Genomic DNA, 16,858 nt, shown 5'->3' on the forward strand with positions numbered 1-16,858 from the left:
GGCGGCGGGTCCCCTCCGGGGGGCGGCGCCGCCATGGCGGGGGAAACGCCGGGGGGGAGAGCCGGCCGCGACCAGCGCCCCGGCGCTGCTGGTGTCTTCGCGGTGGACTTCGCATCGCTCGTCGCGCTCGTTGCCCGACCTCGCCGTCCTCCCGCCGCCCCGGGCCCTCAGGGCAGCTGTTCCGTGAGCTCGCCGTACGTCTCGGGCCGGCGATCGCGGTAGAACTGCCACGTCCTCCGCACCTCCTCGATCAGGTCGAGGTTCATCTCGGCGACGACGAGCTCGTCCTTGTCCTCGCTCCCCGTCGCGAGGAAGCTGCCCCGCGGGTCGCAGAAGTAGCTCGTCCCGTAGAACTTGCCGATGTTCCACGGCGCCTCGGTGCCGACGCGGTTCGAGGCGGCGATGAAGTAGCCGTTGGCCACGGCGTGCGCGGGCTGCTCGAGCTTCCAGAGGTACTGGGAGAGCCCGGCGACCGTCGCCGAGGGGTTCCACACGATCTCGGCGCCGTTCAGGCCGAGCAGCCGCGCCCCCTCCGGGAAGTGGCGATCATAGCAGATGTAGACGCCGATCCGCGCATACCGCGTCTGGAACGTGGGATAGCCGAGGTTCCCCGGCTTGAAGAAGAACTTCTCCCAGAACCCGTTCGTGTGCGGGATGTGCGTCTTCCGGTACTTGCCGAGGTACGTGCCGTCGGCGTCGACCACGGCGGCCGTGTTGTAGTAGACGCCCGCCATCTCCCGCTCGTAGATCGGGATGATCATCACCATCTTGTACTTCTTGGCGTACGCCGCGAGCCGCTCGACCGTCGGGCCGGGGACGGGCTCGGCCACATCGCACCATTTCGCGTCCTGCGAAGGACAGAAGTAAGGTGTATTGAAGACCTCCTGCAAACAGAGGATCTGCACACCCCTCTTCCCCGCCTCGTCGATGAACTGCAGGTGCTTCTCGAACATCGCGTCCCGGATGGCCATGACGGAGGCGCCGTCGTCGCCGATCGGGGTGGAGCACTGGATCAGCCCGCCAAGTACGTTTCGTGCCATCAGAACCACCTCGTGATGACGATCTTGCGCTCCGTGTAGAAGTCGATGGCCGTCGGGCCGTGCGCCTTGAGATCGCCGAAGAAGCTGCCCTTCTGGCCGCCGAAGGGGAAGAAGGCCATGGGCGCCGCGACGCCGATGTTCACGCCGACCATCCCGGCAGCGGCGCGGTGCTGGAACTCGCGCGCCGCGCGGCCGCTCGACGTGTAGATCGACGCCGCATTGCCGTACTCGCTCCGGTTCGCGATCGCGATCGCCTCGTCGAGGTCGTTCGCGCGCATCAGGCACGCGACCGGCCCGAAGATCTCCTCGGTCGCGATCACCATCCCTGGCCGCACGTCGTCGAAGACCGTGGGCCCCACCCAGTTGCCGTTCGGATACCCCTCGACCCTGGCGTCCCGGCCGTCGAGGAGGAGCGTGGCCCCCTCCGCCACGCCCTGGTTGATGTACGAGAGCACCCGGTCCCTGTGCGCCGCCGAGATCACCGGGCCCATGGTCACGCCCGGCTTCGATCCGTCGCCGAGCACGATCCCCTTCGCGTGGCGCACGAGCCCGTCGCGCACGGCCTCGTAGGTGTCGCCGACGCACACGACGACGCTGCCGGCCAGGCATCGCTGGCCGGAGCAGCCGTAGATGGACTCGGCCACGTTGGCGACCGTCATCTGCCGCTCGGCGTCCGGCATCACGACGAGGAAGTTCTTCGCCCCGCCGAGCGCCTGGACCCGCTTGCCCGCCTCCGCGGCGCTCTTGTACACGTGGCGCGCGACCGCCGACGAGCCGACGAACGAGACGCCCGCGATGTCCCTGTGCGCGCAGAAGGCGTTCACGACGTCGCGGCCGCCGTGGACCAGGTTCACCACCCCCGGCGGCAGCCCGGCCTGCTCGATCAGCTCGAAGATGCGCTGCTGCGAGAGCGGGACCTGCTCCGACGGCTTGAGCACGAACGTGTTCCCCGTCGCGATCGCGTACGGCAGGAACCAGAGCGGCACCATCGGGGGGAAGTTGAACGGCGTGATCGCGGCGAAGACGCCGAGCGGCTGGCGGATCGTGTGGCAGTCGATCCGGGACGCGACGTCCTCGAGGGCCTGCCCCATCAGGAGGGCCGGGATGCCGGCCGCGTGCTCGACGTTCTCGATGCCGCGACCGAAATCGTTCCGGGCCTCGGCCAGCGTCTTGCCGTGCTCGGAGGTGCAGATCGCCGCGATCTCGTCGCGATGGGCGTCGAAGATCTCGCGCAGCTTGAAGAGGTAGCGCGCCCGCTGCACCGGCGGCGTCGCGCTCCAGCCGGGGAACGCCGCCTGCGCGGCCTTCACCGCCGCGTCGACGTCGGCCGCCGTCGAGAGGGGCACCTCCGCAAGAGATTCCCCGGTCGCCGGGTTCTTCACCTCGAGGCGCGTCGCCCCCGAAGCTCGAGACCAGGCTCCGCCGACGAAGTTTTCCAGCACACGCATCGTGAAAAACCTTTCCCCCCGGCGAGGTCGTCACTCGGCAGCCCCGACCAACAGGCCGGGCGCCGCCCCTGGCTGCTGGGCATCACAGCCCACCGATCGAGCGCTACATGCGGTGGGGGCCATCCGTCAAGCCTCGGTGCGATGCGGCGCGCACCGCACCCGCCTACGGAAGATCCCCAGCGCACATCCCGTAGTATAGACCACAGAGCAGCTGGCGGCCCACCGTGCAACTGCCCAGCAGCACGTCATGAAATACTTTGGAAATAACTCGGGTATGCCCTGGGTGGGCCGCGCGAACGACGCGAACGACGCGAACGAGAGGACCATGCCGCTCGAGCGACTCCATCCGCCGCGATGCCCCACGTCGAGCCGGCCCGGCGCGGTCGCGGTCGCGGTCGCGCCGCGCGCGACGCGTCGCGCGCGGCCAGGGAGGAGTCGTGCCGAAGCGCGGCGCGGCCCGTCCACCGGAGCACCGCATCGAAAGTCGCTCGTGGTCGTTGCTCCGTCGATCGAACCGTCCTAGGTGCACCCCATGGACCTCGCGGATCCTTGCCCGGTCGCCAGGCGCACGACTATCCCAGGGGATGGCTGTGCGCGCTGGCGGCTCGGCGGTGCGCAGACGTAAGATCGGTGCGCGCTCGGTGAGACGATGACGAAACCCAGCATGCTGTTCGACACGACGGAGCACGTGCTCATCGCCGTCCACGGCAGGGAACCGCCGAGCGACGAGGAATGGGAAGGGTATATGCAGGCGGCGGGCAGTCTCCCGCCCGCCTGCACGAAGACTCTCGTGGTGACCGCCGGGGGGGGACCCAACGCGAAGCAGCGGGCATCCATCAACGACTACGTGAGCAAGACCGCGCTCACCGTGGCGATCTGCACGGACGCGCTCCTCGTCCGGCAGATCGGGACTGCGCTCAGCTGGTTCAACCCGCGGGTCAAGGCGTTCCGGGGCAGCGACGTCGTGGCCGCGCTGCGCTATCTGGAGATCACCGGGCCTGAGGCGGCCCTGGTGCAACACAAGGTCACGAAGATGAGACTCGAAATCGAGGGCCGGCCGTCCCGCGCGCCGCGCTGACCCGGGGGCCGCCGGGGAGATCGTGGCGACGCCTGGGGCGCGGGGGTGGTAGGAGGGTGGCAGGAGGGGGACCGGACCACCGCGATGAACACGACCCGCTGGCAGCAGCTCATCTCCTCGCGAGGGGCGCGAGAGGCCCCGAACGGCGCGTGGCGGCCCCGCTTCTTCCGCCCGGCGCGCGAGGACGACGCGGAGGAGCTCGGCCGCCTGCTCCACGACGACGCCCGGATCGAGATCTTCGACACGATCGACCGGCAGCTCGCCGATCTCGTGAAGACCCGCCACCCCCGGGAGCGCCTCGGTGAGCGGGACGTCGCGCGGCTCGTGGGAGAGCACCTGAACGGCGCCCCCATCGAGGCCTATGGAGTCTGGGTCTACTATCCGTGGTCGCACCGCCTCGTGCACCTGCTCGATGAGGCCGAGTTCGTCGAGCTGCGGACCGACCGGAACAAGCACAAGATCAGCGGCGAGGAGCAGGCGGCGCTCGCCCGCCGGCGCATCGGCGTCGTCGGCCTCTCGGTGGGGCAGTCCGTGGCGATGACCATCGCGCTCGAGCGGGGCGCTGGCGAGCTGCGCCTCGCGGACTTCGACCACCTCGATCTCTCGAACCTGAACCGGATCCGGACCGGCGCGCACAACCTCGACCTGCCGAAGGTCGTCGCCACGGCGCGCGAGATAGCCGAGCTCGATCCGTTCCTCCACGTGACGTGCTTCCCCGAGGGGGTCACAGAGGACAATATCGAGCGCTTCCTGCTCGACGGGGGCAAGCTCGATGTCCTCGTGGACGAGTGCGACAGCCTCGATATCAAGCTCCTGCTCCGCGCGAGCGCGCGCGCCCACCGCATACCGGTCGTGATGGAGACGAGCGACCGGGGGCTCATCGACGTCGAGCGCTTCGATCGGGAGGGCGATCGGCCGATCCTCCACGGGCTCGTCGGCGATCTCACGCCCGAGCGCGTCCGCGGCCTGTCGACCGAGGACAAGGTGCCTTATGTCATGCAGATCATCGGCCAAGACGCGATCTCGCTCCGGCTCCGCGCGTCGCTCATCGAGGTGCAGCAGTCGGTGAGCACATGGCCTCAGCTCGGGTCGGCGGTCGTCCACGGCGGGGCGGCGGCCGCGGACACGGCGCGCCGGATCGCCCTCGGGGAGCCGGTGCGGTCGGGCCGGTATTATGTCGACCTGGAGGAGCTCATCAGCGGCCCCGAGGGGGAGCCCGCCGCCGCGGACGCGCCGCGCGCGCCGGGCCCTGCCCTCGCCGCGGCGGCGGGCCCGCTCCCGGCCGCCGAGGCCGGCGCCGTCGCGCTCGACCCGGCGCGGCTGCGGCGGCTCGTCGCGGCGGGCGTCGCGGCGCCCTCGGGCGGCAACTGCCAGCCCTGGCTCTGGGTCCACGAGGACCGTCGCCTCGGGCTGTTCCACGACCGCGCGCGCTCCGAGTCGCTCGCCGACTTCCAGGGCGCGGGCGGCGTGGTCGCGCTCGGCGCGGCCGCCGAGAACGTCGTCCTCGCCGCGCACCGCGAGGGGCTCAGCGTGCGCGTCTCGCCGTTCCCGCGCGAGGGCGACGAGGACCTGGCCGCCACGTTCGCGTTCTTCGGCGCGCCGACCCCCGGCGCCGAGGAGCACGCCATGGATGGCCTCGCGGGCGCCATCGGGCTCCGGCACACGAACCGGCGCCCTGGCCAGCGGGCGCCGCTCGCGGAGGAGCACCGCGCCGCGCTCCGCGCCGCGGTCGAGTCCATCCCCGGGGCGCGCCTCGGGCTGCTCGAGGCGCCGGCGGAGCTCGACGAGATCGGCGCCCTCATCGGCGCCGGCGATCGGCTCCGGATGCTCGCGAGGCACACCCACGCCGACATGATGAGGGAGGTCCGCTGGACCGAGGCGGAGGCCGAGGCGCGCCGGGATGGGCTGTTCGTCGGCACGCTCGAGCTCTCGCCGACCGATCTCGCGGGGTTCAAGATCTGCCGGGATTACCGCGCCCTGGAGCTCGTCCGGCGCTGGGGCGGCGGCCGGGGGCTCGAGAGGATGGCGCAGAAGGCGATCCGCTGCGCGACGGCCGTCGGGCTGATCACCCTGCCGCGCGCCCGGCTCACCGACTATTTCCAGGGCGGCAGGGCGGTCGAGCGCGCGTGGCTGACCGCGACGCAGCTGGGCATCGCGGTCTACCCGATGACGACGTTGCCTTACCTGTTCGCGCGGCTGATCCGGGGCCGCGGCGAGGGGCTCGACGCGGAGACCGCGGAGGCCGCGACCGGGCTCCGGGAGCGCTATCTCCGGCTGTTCGACGTCAACGACGCGACCGCGGAGGTCCTGCTCTTCCGCCTGTCGCTCGCGGGCCCCGTGTCGGCGCGCTCCCTCCGCCGCCCCGTCGACGACGTGCTCGTCGTGCGCTGAGCGGGCGGCGCGGGCGGCCCGCGCGGCGCGCCGCAGCGGCCCGCGCAGAGCCGGCCCTCACGGCGTCGGGCGATCGCCGAGGAGCCAGCTGCGCGCGGCCCCCTCGTCCTTGAAGACCCGCACGAGCTGCGCGGTCCCCGCCTCACGGGCGATCCGGCTCGCCTGCAGCGCCGCGAGATCGCTTTGCACGAGCTCGGCGGCCCTGATCACCCCCATCGCGGTCGAGGTCGCCGCGATGTCGCGGAGGAGCTCCGTCGCCTCCTCGGAGGCGATGGAAAAGCCACGGAAGTCCACGAGGACGCGGATCCTCCGGCCATAGAGCGAGCCGAGGGCCTTCTTGTACTCCGCGGCGTACGCCTGCGCCTCCTCCGTGCGCACGACGCCTTGCAATGTGACCTCGATGAGCGCGTTGATGAGGTCGATCTTGAGCTGGTACATGCCGCCTCACCTGGAGAACCGAGAGCGAGACTGAGACCGAGAGACCATAGCGTCGCGCCGCCGCTGATCCAGGCCGTTATCGCGGCTTCGGCTCGGTGAGCCGGTAGACATGCTCCACGAACTCCGGGACGAGCTCCCTGGCGACGATCCACAGCCGTCCTTCGCCGAGGTCGTGCAGGCCGGCAGGACCATCGAACGTCAGCTTGCCGCGCTCACCGAAGTAGATGAACGACTTCCTGTCGTGGCTGCGGAACCAGCCGCACGCCGCGTCGAGCAGCGGGCCGAGCGCGGCGTCTCCGCCAGGGCGCATCGGGAAGATGCGGACCGAGTCGAGGAGGCGGAAGAGGTTCGTGCCGAGCTCGCCGAGCTCGAGGACCGCGACCGCCAGCGGCTCGCCGTGCTGGCGCGCCACGAGGAGCACGCGCTCCCGCTCCAGGCCCGCGCTGCGCCAGCGCTCGACGCAGGGCCCCATCCCGAGCCTGCCGGGCACGAGATCGAGCGCCTCCGCGTACATGCGCGGCGACGTCGCGCACAGCAGGCCGAGCAGCGCCGCCTGCTCCCCGGGGGTCGGCTCGCCGATCTCGATCGGCCCGCCGGCTTCGCGCGGCGCGCGCGGCGCGGCGCGCGCGTCCACCCCCATCAGGCGGAAAGGCAGCGACAGGACGTGGCCCGTCTCGTGGCGCGCGCGGGCGAACTCGAACAGCGATCGCTCGTTCCACGCGACGTGCGCCTCCGCGTAGGCGATGATCCAGCGGCACTCCGGGTCGGCCATCGCGTGCTCGAAGCAGCGAGTGAACATGTCGCGGAGCACCTGCCGGGAGCTCAGGTTCGACGCGGACTTTGGCCGCTTCGCGAGCTGATGAATCATCCACGTGCTGTGGTATGGCTTCATGATCGAGAAATTGCCCTCGATCCCGTGCTCGGACAGACACGCCACGTTGTACAGGAGGTGCGGCACCGCCGCGGCCTTCTGCGCCATGGTCAGGAAGCTCGGCTTGATGGCCTCGAAGTGCTCCGGCCGCCGCCCGGAGAGGTTGAAATAGCCGGACGAGTCGAAGAGATCCCAGAGCTCCGCCTGCCACGCGGTCCCCCCGTAGGTCGTCGCGTGCAGGATGCGGGACACGAGCCTGAGCCAGCGCCGCTCGTCCTCGCGCCGCGCGGCGGTCACGTGCACGCTGCAGAGCTGGGTGTCCGCGCCCTCCACGGCCGACACCGACCGCACCTCGCCCCGCAGGTGGACGACGCCGTCGTCGCCGTCGGGGAGCTCCAGCGAGAGCTTGTGCCTGGGGAGCAGCGGCGGGTGTCCCCTCGTCAGCGCCATCCGCAGGCCCGAGAAGGACACGTCGACCACATCGGCCTCGATCGGCGGGATGTGAAGCCACTGGGGGTGCAGGAAGCGCGCGGTGAGATCGGCCTCGACGCCCCGCTGCAGCAGGCTCTTGCGGAGGCGCTCCACGCGCGCCGGCAGCGGGGAGACGAGCTCGCCCGGGCGCACCTCGTCCGCGCGGACGTTGAAGCGAAAGACGGAGTTCTGCCCGGCGATCTCGACCGCGGCGTCCTCGCTCCAGCCCTTGATGCCGAACCACGTGACCGTCCCGGCCCCCACCTCGCCGAGCATCACGCAGAGGGGCGGCGCGCTCTCGGCGGCGCGGCAGACGACGCCCTTCCTCCGCAGCAGGAAGCCGAGGATGTTGCGCACCCTCCTGGGGTCGTCGATGATCTCGCGCACTTGCCCCGCGTCCGTGGCCGAGGGCCTGAACAGGCTCGCCGCGGCCGCCTTGGCCGTGCCCGCGTCGACGAGGGCGCGCAGCACGTCGCGGATCTGCCCCACCGCGCGGGAGGGGGTTCCGTCCTCGAACGACAGCCCGATGAGCGGCCCCCGCAGGCCCATCGACTGGAGCACCAGCACGGCGGAGAGCGGACCGATCTCGATGTCGCCGGCGTACAGACGCACCCGGACGACGCTGCCGAAAGGGAACGAGGTCCGATAGTCGGGCTCGATCCAGGCGCTCATCGAGCCGAGCAGGACGATCGGGTAGCTCAGGTCGCGCCCCTCGATGCGCAGCCAGGCAGCGCCGCCGTCCAGCCAGCACGCCTCCGGCACCCTGACCGCCGGATCTCCCCCGAGGAGCGCCCGATCCAGAGGCCCCCCGTCAGCGCTGCCGCCGGCGGCCCAGCGCGCGTCCTGCCCGAAGCCGACCTTCGGAACCACGGTCACGCGGTCCCCCCCTCTGTCGTGAGGCCACGCGTTCCAGGTGAGGAACAGGCAACGAGGCTGCTTCGCCAACATGGCGAGGAAGCACGGCGCTGTTCGGCGAGCTCGCCAACACCCCGCAGGAGCTCACCTGGAAGCCGGGAAGGAGGCAGATCCACTTGCGCGTACTTCCAGATCCTCTGTACCGGATGTCAACATCCCGCGTCAAGCGCCGCCCGTGCCGCGCGCGCCGCCGTGTGTCGCCCTGCAGGGTCCGCCGCCGTCGACGCCGTCAACGCCGTTGACGTACTTTGCGTTCACGCATCCGTCGTAATCGCCGTCGCCCCGCGCCCTGAACACGGGAGCAAGATCGCCCAGGATCCACCGGAGAGCGGGGCGATGGTCCGGACGTGGCGGGCGGTCACGGCTGTCCATGCTACAAAGCGCCACCCCGATGCCTGACATGAGCGCCTTTCTGCACGCCGACGGCTGGATCACGCTGGCGACCCTCAGCGCGCTGGAGATCGTGCTTGGAATCGACAACATCGTCTTCCTCTCCATCATGACGGCGAAGCTGCCGCTGGAGCAGCAGCCGCTCGCCCGCCGCATCGGCCTCGTGCTCGCCCTCGGGATGCGGCTGCTCCTCCTGCTCGCGATCTCATGGGTGATGGGACTCAAGGCTACCCTGTTCAGCCTGCTCGGACACGCCTTCAGCGGGCGTGATTTGATCCTGCTCGCGGGCGGTGTGTTCTTGATTGGCAAGGCGACCCACGAGATGTTCGATAAACTCGAGGTCGACGATCCCAAGGAAGAGCAGCCGAAGGCGAAGGCGTCGTTCCCCTCCGTCATCGCGCAGATCGTGCTGCTCGACATCGTCTTCTCGCTCGACTCGGTCATCACCGCCGTCGGCATGGCGCAGCACATCTCGATCATGATGGTGGCCATGTTCATCGCGGTGGGCGTGATGCTCGTCTTCGCCGGGAGCATCGGCGCGTTCATCCAGCGCCACCCGAGCATGAAGATCCTCGCGCTGAGCTTCCTGCTCCTCATCGGCGTGGTGCTCATGGCCGACGGCATGGGCCAGCACATCAGCAAGGGGTATATCTACTTCGCGATGGCCTTCTCGCTCGGCGTCGAGCTCATCAACATGCGCCTCCGGCTGCGCCAGCGGCCGGTCCAGCTGCACACGAAGATGGGGAGCTCTCCGGACCTCTCGCCGGCGCACGAGCAGGCTCCGCCAGGGAGCTGAGTCCCACGCCGGGATCTCCGCGGAAGAGCCGGAGAGGCGGCGGAGGCCGGGGCGCTTGGAGCGAGCACCGGGAGAGCCTGTAAACAATTCGCACAGAGGTGGTCTACGAGGGTCGACGGCGAGAGCGGCCGGTCCCAGAAGTGACACCGGGGTTCTCCACCGAGGTGAGCGTGAGCGACGAGCGAGACGACCAAGGAGACTCAGAGCGAGGAAGGCAGCGGCGCATCGTCGTCGTCGACGACGACGACGCGATCGTCGAGACGCTGGCGGAGGTGCTGCTGGCGGAAGGGTATGAGGTCGAGGGGTACACCGACCCCCTCGAAGCCCTGGAGCGGCTGCGCTCCCAGGCGCCGCCCGACGCCATCGTCATCGACTGCGTGATGCCGTTCCTGGACGGGCCGCGCCTCATCGAGACGCTCGCGGCCGAGGGGAGAGCGGCGCCGGTCGTGCTCGTGACCGCGCTCAGCGATCCCGGCTTCTGCATCGATCCGAACCACCCGGACGCGACGAGGATCATCAACAAGCCGTTCGACCTGGAGCAGCTGCTGGAGACGCTCGACGACCTCACGAGCGCGCCCCCGGTGAGCGAGCCAGAGGCGCGGCGGCACACGCGGACCGCGTCGACGCAGCGGACGTAGCGGAGCCGGACGCCCGCGGGCTGGGGGCGCCCGGACCACGGCGCATCAACGCATGACCCGCGCGGCTTCCCGCGGCGCCGCGGCGCGCCGGCCCGCCGTGGTGGATGGTGGAGCGGAGCGCTCAGGGCCGGGGGAGCGCCGCGGAGAGCCCGTGGACGACCTCGGCGCCCACGGGGACGGTGACGCTCGACCGCTTGAAGTCGCCGCCGACCGGCTCGTAGGAGCCGCCGAGGCACTGCGCGAGGAACGTCTCCGCGATCGCGTTGAACGACATGGAGTTCTCCGGGCGGGCGAAGCCGTGGCCCTCGTCGGGGTACAGCACGTACGTGACCGGGATGCCCTTGCTCGTCATCGCCTTGACGATCTGATCGCTCTCGGCCTGCTTCACGCGCGGATCGTTGGCGCCCTGGCCGATGAGGAGGGGCCGCTTGATCTGGTCGGCGCGGTAGAGCGGCGAGCGCGTGCGCAGGAGATCGCGGCCGTCCTCGGTGCGGGGGTCGCCGACCCGCTTCGCGAAGAGCTCGAGCATCGGCGCCCAGTAGGGCGGGATGGACTGGAGCAGGGTCACGAGGTTCGACGGGCCGACGATGTCGACGCCGCAGGCGAAGGTCTCCGGCGTGAAGGTCAGCCCGACGAGCGTCGCGTAGCCGCCGTAGCTGCCGCCCATGATCGCCACGCGAGCCCTGTCGGCGATGCCCTGCGCCACGGACCATTCCACGGCGTCGAGCAGGTCGTTGTGCATCTTGCCCGCCCACTCGAGGTCGCCCGCGTTGACGAACCTCTTCCCGAAGCCCGTCGAGCCCCGGAAGTTGACGCTCAGCACGGCGTAGCCGCGGTTCGCGAGCCACTGGTGCATCGGATCGAGGCGGAAGGAGCTGCGCGCCCAGGGGCCGCCGTGGACGAGGAGCACCATCGAGAGCGGCCTGTCCGGCTTGCCGTCGCCGTCGGGGTCGGCGGCGCGCGGCAGCGACAGGTAGCTCACGAGCTCGAGGCCGTCGCGCGCCTTGATGACGACGGGCCGCAGCTTCACGAGCGGCTGCGACTCGAGCGCGGCGCGGTTCGTGAAGAGGAACGTCGCCTTCTTCGCGTCACGGTCGTAGAGGTAGTATCGGACAGGGCCGTCCGATACGGTGTATCCGACGGTCCAGCGTTTGTCGTCGAGCGACCGGCTCAGCACGTCGAGCTCGCCGTCGGCGACCGCGCGGAGGGCGTCGAGATCCGGCTGGATGCTCTTGTCGAGCACCTGCCAGCGCTTGCGCTCGCGCTCGGAGGCCGCCGCCTGGACCTTGCCCGTCTTCGGGTGGACGATCACGTCGCTGACATCGGCCTTCGCGTCCTCGGCGAGCACGGCGGGCTTCGCCTTCCGCAGATCGAGGGTGACGAGCGCGGAGGTGTCGCGGCCGCGGCTGTCCCGGAAATAGAGCGTCTTGCCGGCCGCGTCGAAGCCGATCGCCTCGCTCGTCACGGCGTCCTCGGGCCCGAACGCGACGAAGGGCTTCGGCTCCTTGCCGGTGAGATCGATGTACTCCTGGCCTCCGTCGCGCGTCATCCGCGACGCGAGCCGCGCCTTGAAGTCATGGTCGGTGACGAACCCCACGAACCCTTCGTTCTGCCGCACGAGCTTGCGCTCGCCGGTGCGCACGTCGACGCGGTAGAGGTCGTGGACCTTCTTGTCCCGATCGTTCATGCCGATCAGGATCTCGTTCGGGATCTTGGGGCTCATCCCCTCGAACATCGCGGCGATGCCCTCGAAGGGCGTGAGGTCCTTGATCTGCCCGGTCTTGAGCTCGACGGCGTAGATGTGCCAGTTCTCGTCGCCGGCCTTGTCCTGGCGATAGAGGACGTAGTCGCTCGCGTAGGGGAACAGGAAGGTGCGCACCCCGCGGCTCTGCTCCTTCGTGACCGGCTTGGCCGACGCCGGCGCCTGGGCCGGGCCGACCCACACGTTGAGCACGCCCTCGGAGGGGGCGAGGAACCCGAGCCGCTTGCCGTCCGGGCTGATCTGGGGGGACATGCGATCCGGGTTGCCGAAGAGCATGCGCCGCGGCATGAGCGTCGCGTCGGCGCGCGGCCCGGCCTTCGTCGGCGCGGCCGGGGCTGCGACCGCCGGGGCCGCGACCGCCGGGGTTGCAGGCGCTGCCGGGGTCGGCGCGGCGGCCTGTCGGGGGGGCGGCGGCGCGGACGCCGGAGCGCCGCCGCAGGCGAGCGGCGCGATCAAGGGCAGCAGGAACAGCGATCGGAGCTTCTGGGGCAAGTCCATGGGTTCACCCGGGGCGCGGAGCCGCTGGCGGCACCCCGCATGCGCCGGGCCCGCGCGCCGAGCGTCATAACCGAGATCCCGGAGGCCGGTCTACGGGGCCGCACCGAAGCGCCCGCGATCCGCCCAGCCCGGATCGCCTGATCCGCGGGAGTGTGCCGGCTCCGCGTCAGGCGGCTTGCTGCGGTGTCGTGCTGGTGGGCTCGCCGCGCGCGTCGAGCGCGAGCTTGCTCGACAGCCACGCTCGCACGCGCTCGAGATGGATCGCCTCGTGCTGCTCGGCCACGCGGAACTCGGCGGCCATCTCGTCCTGGCCGTAGGCGATCGCCAGGTCGATGAGCATCCGCCAGCTGTCGTTGTCCGTGAGCTCGGCGACGAGCAATGCCTGCAGGCTCTGCCCGAGGTTGATCCTCGGCTCGACGGCGACCGCGAGGACGCCGGACGACGAAAGGCCGATGACGTCGGCGCCGGGCGTCATCGCGGTCGGATCGGCCCCGAGCCGCTCGATCGCGCGCTTCAGCAGCGCGAAGTGCCGGAGCTCGTCGTCGCGGATCGCCTCGAGGTCGGCGCGCGTCGGGCCTCCCTCGAAGGTCCCCTCCGCGTCGTGCTTGGCGATCAGCGCCTCGTAGAGGCGCGTGCCCGAGCGCTCGAACTGGAGGCGCTCGCCGAGCTTGTCGATGAGGAGCGCGGGGGGCCTGCCCTGGATGAGCTCTCCGGCTGCCTTGACGACCCCCTTGAGGCTCGCCGGCGGCGGCACGCTCCCGACCGTGCCCGACTCCCTCGCGTACTCGCTCCTGACCGCCGCGGCCTCGGCCTCGCTCCCGGGGGAGCTCGGCGGGATCGCCTGCGCAAACTCGATGAGCTCCTTGCTGTCGATGGGAGAGGTCGCGATGCCCGTGGTGTTGGTCCCCATCTTGATCTGTTTCATGGCGTCGCCTCCTTCTGTCCGTCGATCTTCTCGGCGCGCCGCGAGAGCTCGGTGCCCGGCGTGTACCGGTAGCCCGCGGCCACGATCTCGGACGGCGAGCCGGCGGAGTTCATCTGCTGCCGGTAGGCGATCGTCGCGGCGCTCTCCGGGACGACCCTCGGATCGACGATGTCCTCGCCCACGGCGCGGAGCTGCACCTCCGTGGACAGCACGTCGCGCACGAACTGGCGGTGGCTCTTGTGGGAGACCGGGTCCGGGAGCGAGGCGGGGAGGATCTCGGCCGCGTCGCGCCGCTCGATCCGGTTGAAGTGGTCGATGGCCACGTGGAGCTGCCCGAGCTCGTAGTCGAGGAACCGCTCCCAGATCCGCTTCACGCGGGCGTTCTGCTCCTGCTGGAGGCAGCTCCAGTAGTTGTAGACCTCGTTGGCCTCGTGGAGGACCCACTTCTCGAGCCAGGTCTCCTCGGGGTCGATGATCGCCTCGTATTGCGTGACGTGCTGCTCCTCGATCGAGGCGATCTCGGCGTAGAGCAGCCGCGCCACCGGATCCGTGAAGAACGGCCCGACGTTGACGTAGTAGTTGTGCGTCTGCTGCTCGGCCGCCATGATGGTGAGCGCGTTGAGCTTCGTGATCGCGCTCGCGATCCGCCGGTCGTAAGGCGCGCGCACGTCGTCCTCTGGGGCGCGGTGCTCCACCGCGGTCGGACGCCCCGCCGTCACGTCGGTGTACGATTGCAGGATGTTGTTCGCGTCCTTGCCTTCCAGGCGGTCCAGGAGCGCCGCGTAGCGATACAGGTGATCGTAGTCCTCGAGCATGCCGAAGCGATAGACCTGCGCGAGGTACGGGTCCGGCTCGGCGAGCGCCGCGTGCGCGGTGATCTCGATCGCGACCTGCTCGTATCCGATGGTGGTCTCCAGCGGCGACTGATCCGGCGGGTTGAGCCAGTTCACCACCGTGGCCTGGTGGTGATCGACGCGCCGCACCTGGGCGAGCACGCGCCGCAGATCCCGGTTCATGCGCGCGAAGCTGTGCAGGAACCGCACGCTCTCGAGCTCGATGCCGTTCATCAGGATGACGCGCACCCGGGTGAACGCGTCGTCGTCGAGCTTGCTGAACGGCACCTGGACGAGATCACGCCAGTTGAACGACTGGCGGTCGAGCGGTGTCCCCCGCTCTCTCAGGAGATCAAGAGCCATGTTGCCCCTCCTCGCGCGTCGCGCTCGTGCGCCGTGCTGGTGCGCCGATGAACGACCGCTGCGGCGGTACCTGAAGCCGCCTTCACCACGGCGCAAGCGTGGGCATATCCCGAGAGGCCGGGTCCGCGCGCCGGCCTTTCCCACATGAATCCGCCAGACGCATGTGCGCGCCCGTGTCCGAGCTGTGCTAGAGCACCGCTCGTCCTGAAGAGAGAGCAGGGCGCCGGGGCCGAGCGAGAGAACCTCGCTTCTCTGGCGTCCTTGGCGCCCTGGCGGTCCCGCCGCCGCGGCCCCGCGGCGGCGCGCTGGCGGGCCGGTCGTGGAGGAGGTGTCGTGATCTCCAGCAGCGTCCCCGAGCTCCGGCTCCGCACCCGCAACGCCATGCCTGTCCGCGAGGGCGGCGACTACGTCCTTTACTGGATGATCGCGAGTCGCCGGACACGGTACAATTTCGGTCTGGAGCGCGCGATCGCCTGGTCGATGGCGCTCGATCGACCGCTCGTCGTGCTCGAGGCGCTCCGGTGCGGCTACCGCTGGGCGAGCGACAGGATCCATCGCTTCGTGATCGACGGCATGGCCGACAACGCGCGCCGCCTCGCGGCGGCCGGCGTCGCGCATCACCCCTACGTCGAGCCCGCCGAGGGGGCCGGCAAGGGCCTGCTCGGCGCGCTCGCGGCGCGGGCGTGCGTGGTGGTCACGGACGACTACCCCTGCTTTTTCCTCCCGCGCATGGTCGCCTCGGCGGCGCGGCAGGCGCCGGTCCGCCTCGAGCAGGTGGACTCGAACGGCCTCTTGCCGATGCGCGCGGCCGATCGGGTGTTCACGACCGCGCGCTCGTTCCGCATCTTCTGGCAGCGGGTGATCGGCGAGCACCTCGGCGCGCAGCCGGCGGCCGATCCGCTGAAGCGGGCGAAGCTCCGGCCTGCGGCGCCCCTCCCCCGCGCGATCGCGCGCAGGTGGCCCGCGGCCTCGCCGGCGCTGCTCGGGGGCGACCCTGCGGCGCTCTCCGCGCTCCCCATCGATCACACCGTCCCGCCGGCGCCCTGCCGGGGCGGCCCGGAGGCGGCTGGCAAGGCGCTCGCGCGCTTCGTCGCGGACCGGCTGCCGCGCTACCTGGAAGAGCGCGATCACCCCGACGCCGGCGCGACGAGCGGCCTGTCGCCGTACCTGCACTTCGGCCACCTCGCGGCGCACGAGGTCTTCGCGGCCGTCGCCCGGCGCGAGGGCTTCCGCGTCGAGCGGCTCGGCCGCCCCGGTGACGGCGTGAAGCGGCCGAGCGGCAGCCGCGAGGGGTTCTGGGGGATGAGCGCCTCCGCCGAGGCGTTCCTCGAGCAGCTCGTCACCTGGCGGGAGCTCGGGTTCAACGCCTTCGCGCTCGGGGCGAGCGAGGGAGATGGGCCGCGCCCCTCGTGGAAGCGCGATCCGACCGAGTACGAGTCTCTGCCGGACTGGGCGCTCGCGACGCTCGAGAAGCACGCGCGCGACAGGCGCCCGCGCGTCTACCCGATCGAGGCGCTCGCGGCGGGGGCGACCTACGACCGGATCTGGAACGCGTCGCAGGTCGAGCTCCTCCGCGAGGGGCGAATGCACAATTACCTCCGGATGCTCTGGGGCAAGAAGATCCTGGAGTGGTCGCGGACGCCGCGCGAGGCGCTCGAGATCATGATCGAGCTCAACGACCGGTATGCGCTCGACGGCCGCGACCCGAACTCGACCTCGGGCATCTTCTGGGTGCTCGGCCGCTACGATCGGGCCTGGGGTCCAGAGCGGGAGATCTTCGGCACGATACGTTACATGTCGTCCGAGAACACGGCCCGGAAGCTGCACCTCAAGGAGTACCTGGCGCGCTATACGCCGTAGCGCGCGCGGCCACCGGCGGCGCGGGCGGCGCGCCCGGGGAGCTCGCCCTCCGGGTTCCGGGAGGCGCTGGGGGCTCACCCGCGGGAGTAGCCCGGCGGGGGCAGCCAGCGATGCAGGGCGACTCACCGCCGGCGGCGCCCG

The 16,858-nt window shown here is 70.8% G+C and carries 12 protein-coding genes; 5 read left to right on the plus strand and 7 right to left on the minus strand.

Features of this window, described 5'->3' with window-relative positions; all coding sequences use genetic code 11:
• Positions 1-167: 167 nt before the first annotated feature.
• Positions 168-1,040: a nitrilase-related carbon-nitrogen hydrolase gene (locus WMF12_RS33085; RefSeq protein WP_437740662.1), complete on the minus strand. Its 873-nt coding sequence runs from the start codon at positions 1,038-1,040 to the stop codon at positions 168-170.
• Entirely contained in the window at positions 1,040-2,488 is a 1,449-nt protein-coding gene (locus WMF12_RS33090) for a CoA-acylating methylmalonate-semialdehyde dehydrogenase (protein WP_437851833.1), read from the minus strand. The genes WMF12_RS33085 and WMF12_RS33090 overlap by 1 nt, the downstream gene beginning before the upstream one ends.
• A gap of 649 nt (positions 2,489-3,137) precedes the next feature.
• On the opposite strand from WMF12_RS33090, the gene WMF12_RS33095 reads away from it, so the two are divergent.
• Together WMF12_RS33095 and WMF12_RS33100 are read left to right on the plus strand one after the other, a co-directional pair.
• Positions 3,138-3,566: a hypothetical protein gene (locus WMF12_RS33095; RefSeq protein ID WP_437740664.1), complete on the plus strand. Its 429-nt coding sequence runs from the start codon at positions 3,138-3,140 to the stop codon at positions 3,564-3,566.
• A gap of 84 nt (positions 3,567-3,650) precedes the next feature.
• A complete protein-coding gene (locus WMF12_RS33100; RefSeq protein ID WP_437851835.1) occupies positions 3,651-5,957 on the plus strand; it encodes an Rv1355c family protein in 2,307 nt (768 codons plus the stop codon).
• Between the two features lie 57 nt (positions 5,958-6,014).
• Here the strand turns inward: WMF12_RS33100 and WMF12_RS33105 are convergent, their stop codons facing one another.
• Positions 6,015-6,395 (minus strand): STAS/SEC14 domain-containing protein, encoded by a 381-nt coding sequence (locus WMF12_RS33105; protein ID WP_272095325.1) that lies wholly within the window; start codon positions 6,393-6,395, stop codon positions 6,015-6,017.
• Between the two features lie 76 nt (positions 6,396-6,471).
• Positions 6,472-8,613: a hypothetical protein gene (locus WMF12_RS33110; RefSeq protein WP_437851837.1), complete on the minus strand. Its 2,142-nt coding sequence runs from the start codon at positions 8,611-8,613 to the stop codon at positions 6,472-6,474.
• 439 nt (positions 8,614-9,052) lie between these two features.
• Here WMF12_RS33110 and WMF12_RS33115 point away from each other — a divergent pair, with 439 nt between their 5' ends.
• On the plus strand, positions 9,053-9,838 hold the full coding sequence (locus WMF12_RS33115) for a TerC family protein (RefSeq protein WP_437851839.1): 786 nt from the start codon (positions 9,053-9,055) through the stop codon (positions 9,836-9,838).
• A 170-nt stretch (positions 9,839-10,008) separates the two neighbouring features.
• Positions 10,009-10,476: a response regulator gene (locus tag WMF12_RS33120; protein ID WP_437740668.1), complete on the plus strand. Its 468-nt coding sequence runs from the start codon at positions 10,009-10,011 to the stop codon at positions 10,474-10,476.
• A gap of 121 nt (positions 10,477-10,597) precedes the next feature.
• On the opposite strand, the gene WMF12_RS33125 is transcribed toward WMF12_RS33120, so the two are convergent.
• The 3 genes from WMF12_RS33125 to WMF12_RS33135 form a co-directional block, all read right to left on the minus strand.
• Positions 10,598-12,736 carry a S9 family peptidase gene (locus tag WMF12_RS33125; RefSeq protein WP_437851841.1) on the minus strand — a complete coding sequence of 713 codons (2,139 nt, stop codon included), beginning with the start codon at positions 12,734-12,736 and terminating at the stop codon, positions 10,598-10,600.
• A 166-nt stretch (positions 12,737-12,902) separates the two neighbouring features.
• Positions 12,903-13,661, minus strand: a complete 759-nt coding sequence (locus tag WMF12_RS33130; protein ID WP_437851843.1) for a ferritin-like domain-containing protein — start codon at positions 13,659-13,661, stop codon at positions 12,903-12,905.
• On the minus strand, positions 13,658-14,857 hold the full coding sequence (locus WMF12_RS33135) for a hypothetical protein (protein WP_437740671.1): 1,200 nt from the start codon (positions 14,855-14,857) through the stop codon (positions 13,658-13,660). Before WMF12_RS33135 ends, WMF12_RS33130 begins: the two co-directional genes overlap by 4 nt.
• Before the next feature lie 333 nt (positions 14,858-15,190).
• On the opposite strand from WMF12_RS33135, the gene WMF12_RS33140 reads away from it, so the two are divergent.
• A complete protein-coding gene (locus WMF12_RS33140) occupies positions 15,191-16,717 on the plus strand; it encodes a deoxyribodipyrimidine photolyase (RefSeq protein ID WP_437740672.1) in 1,527 nt (508 codons plus the stop codon).
• The last annotated feature ends 141 nt before the right edge of the window (positions 16,718-16,858 follow it).

It is taken from the genome of Sorangium sp. So ce363 (genome assembly GCF_051520435.1).
Classification (GTDB): Bacteria; Myxococcota_A; Polyangia; order Polyangiales; family Polyangiaceae; genus Sorangium; species Sorangium cellulosum_B.

What these genes read in the sequence shown, in the direction of transcription:
- WMF12_RS33085 (WP_437740662.1), bottom strand. Translation starts at nt 1,040, where the DNA reads ATGGCACGAAACGTACTTGGCGGGCTGATCCAGTGCTCCACCCCGATC.
- WMF12_RS33090 (WP_437851833.1), bottom strand. Translation starts at nt 2,488, where the DNA reads ATGCGTGTGCTGGAAAACTTCGTCGGCGGAGCCTGGTCTCGAGCTTCG.
- WMF12_RS33095 (WP_437740664.1), top strand. Translation starts at nt 3,138, where the DNA reads ATGACGAAACCCAGCATGCTGTTCGACACGACGGAGCACGTGCTCATC.
- WMF12_RS33100 (WP_437851835.1), top strand. Translation starts at nt 3,651, where the DNA reads ATGAACACGACCCGCTGGCAGCAGCTCATCTCCTCGCGAGGGGCGCGA.
- WMF12_RS33105 (WP_272095325.1), bottom strand. Translation starts at nt 6,395, where the DNA reads ATGTACCAGCTCAAGATCGACCTCATCAACGCGCTCATCGAGGTCACA.
- WMF12_RS33115 (WP_437851839.1), top strand. Translation starts at nt 9,053, where the DNA reads ATGAGCGCCTTTCTGCACGCCGACGGCTGGATCACGCTGGCGACCCTC.
- WMF12_RS33125 (WP_437851841.1), bottom strand. Translation starts at nt 12,736, where the DNA reads ATGGACTTGCCCCAGAAGCTCCGATCGCTGTTCCTGCTGCCCTTGATC.
- WMF12_RS33130 (WP_437851843.1), bottom strand. Translation starts at nt 13,661, where the DNA reads ATGAAACAGATCAAGATGGGGACCAACACCACGGGCATCGCGACCTCT.
- WMF12_RS33135 (WP_437740671.1), bottom strand. Translation starts at nt 14,857, where the DNA reads ATGGCTCTTGATCTCCTGAGAGAGCGGGGGACACCGCTCGACCGCCAG.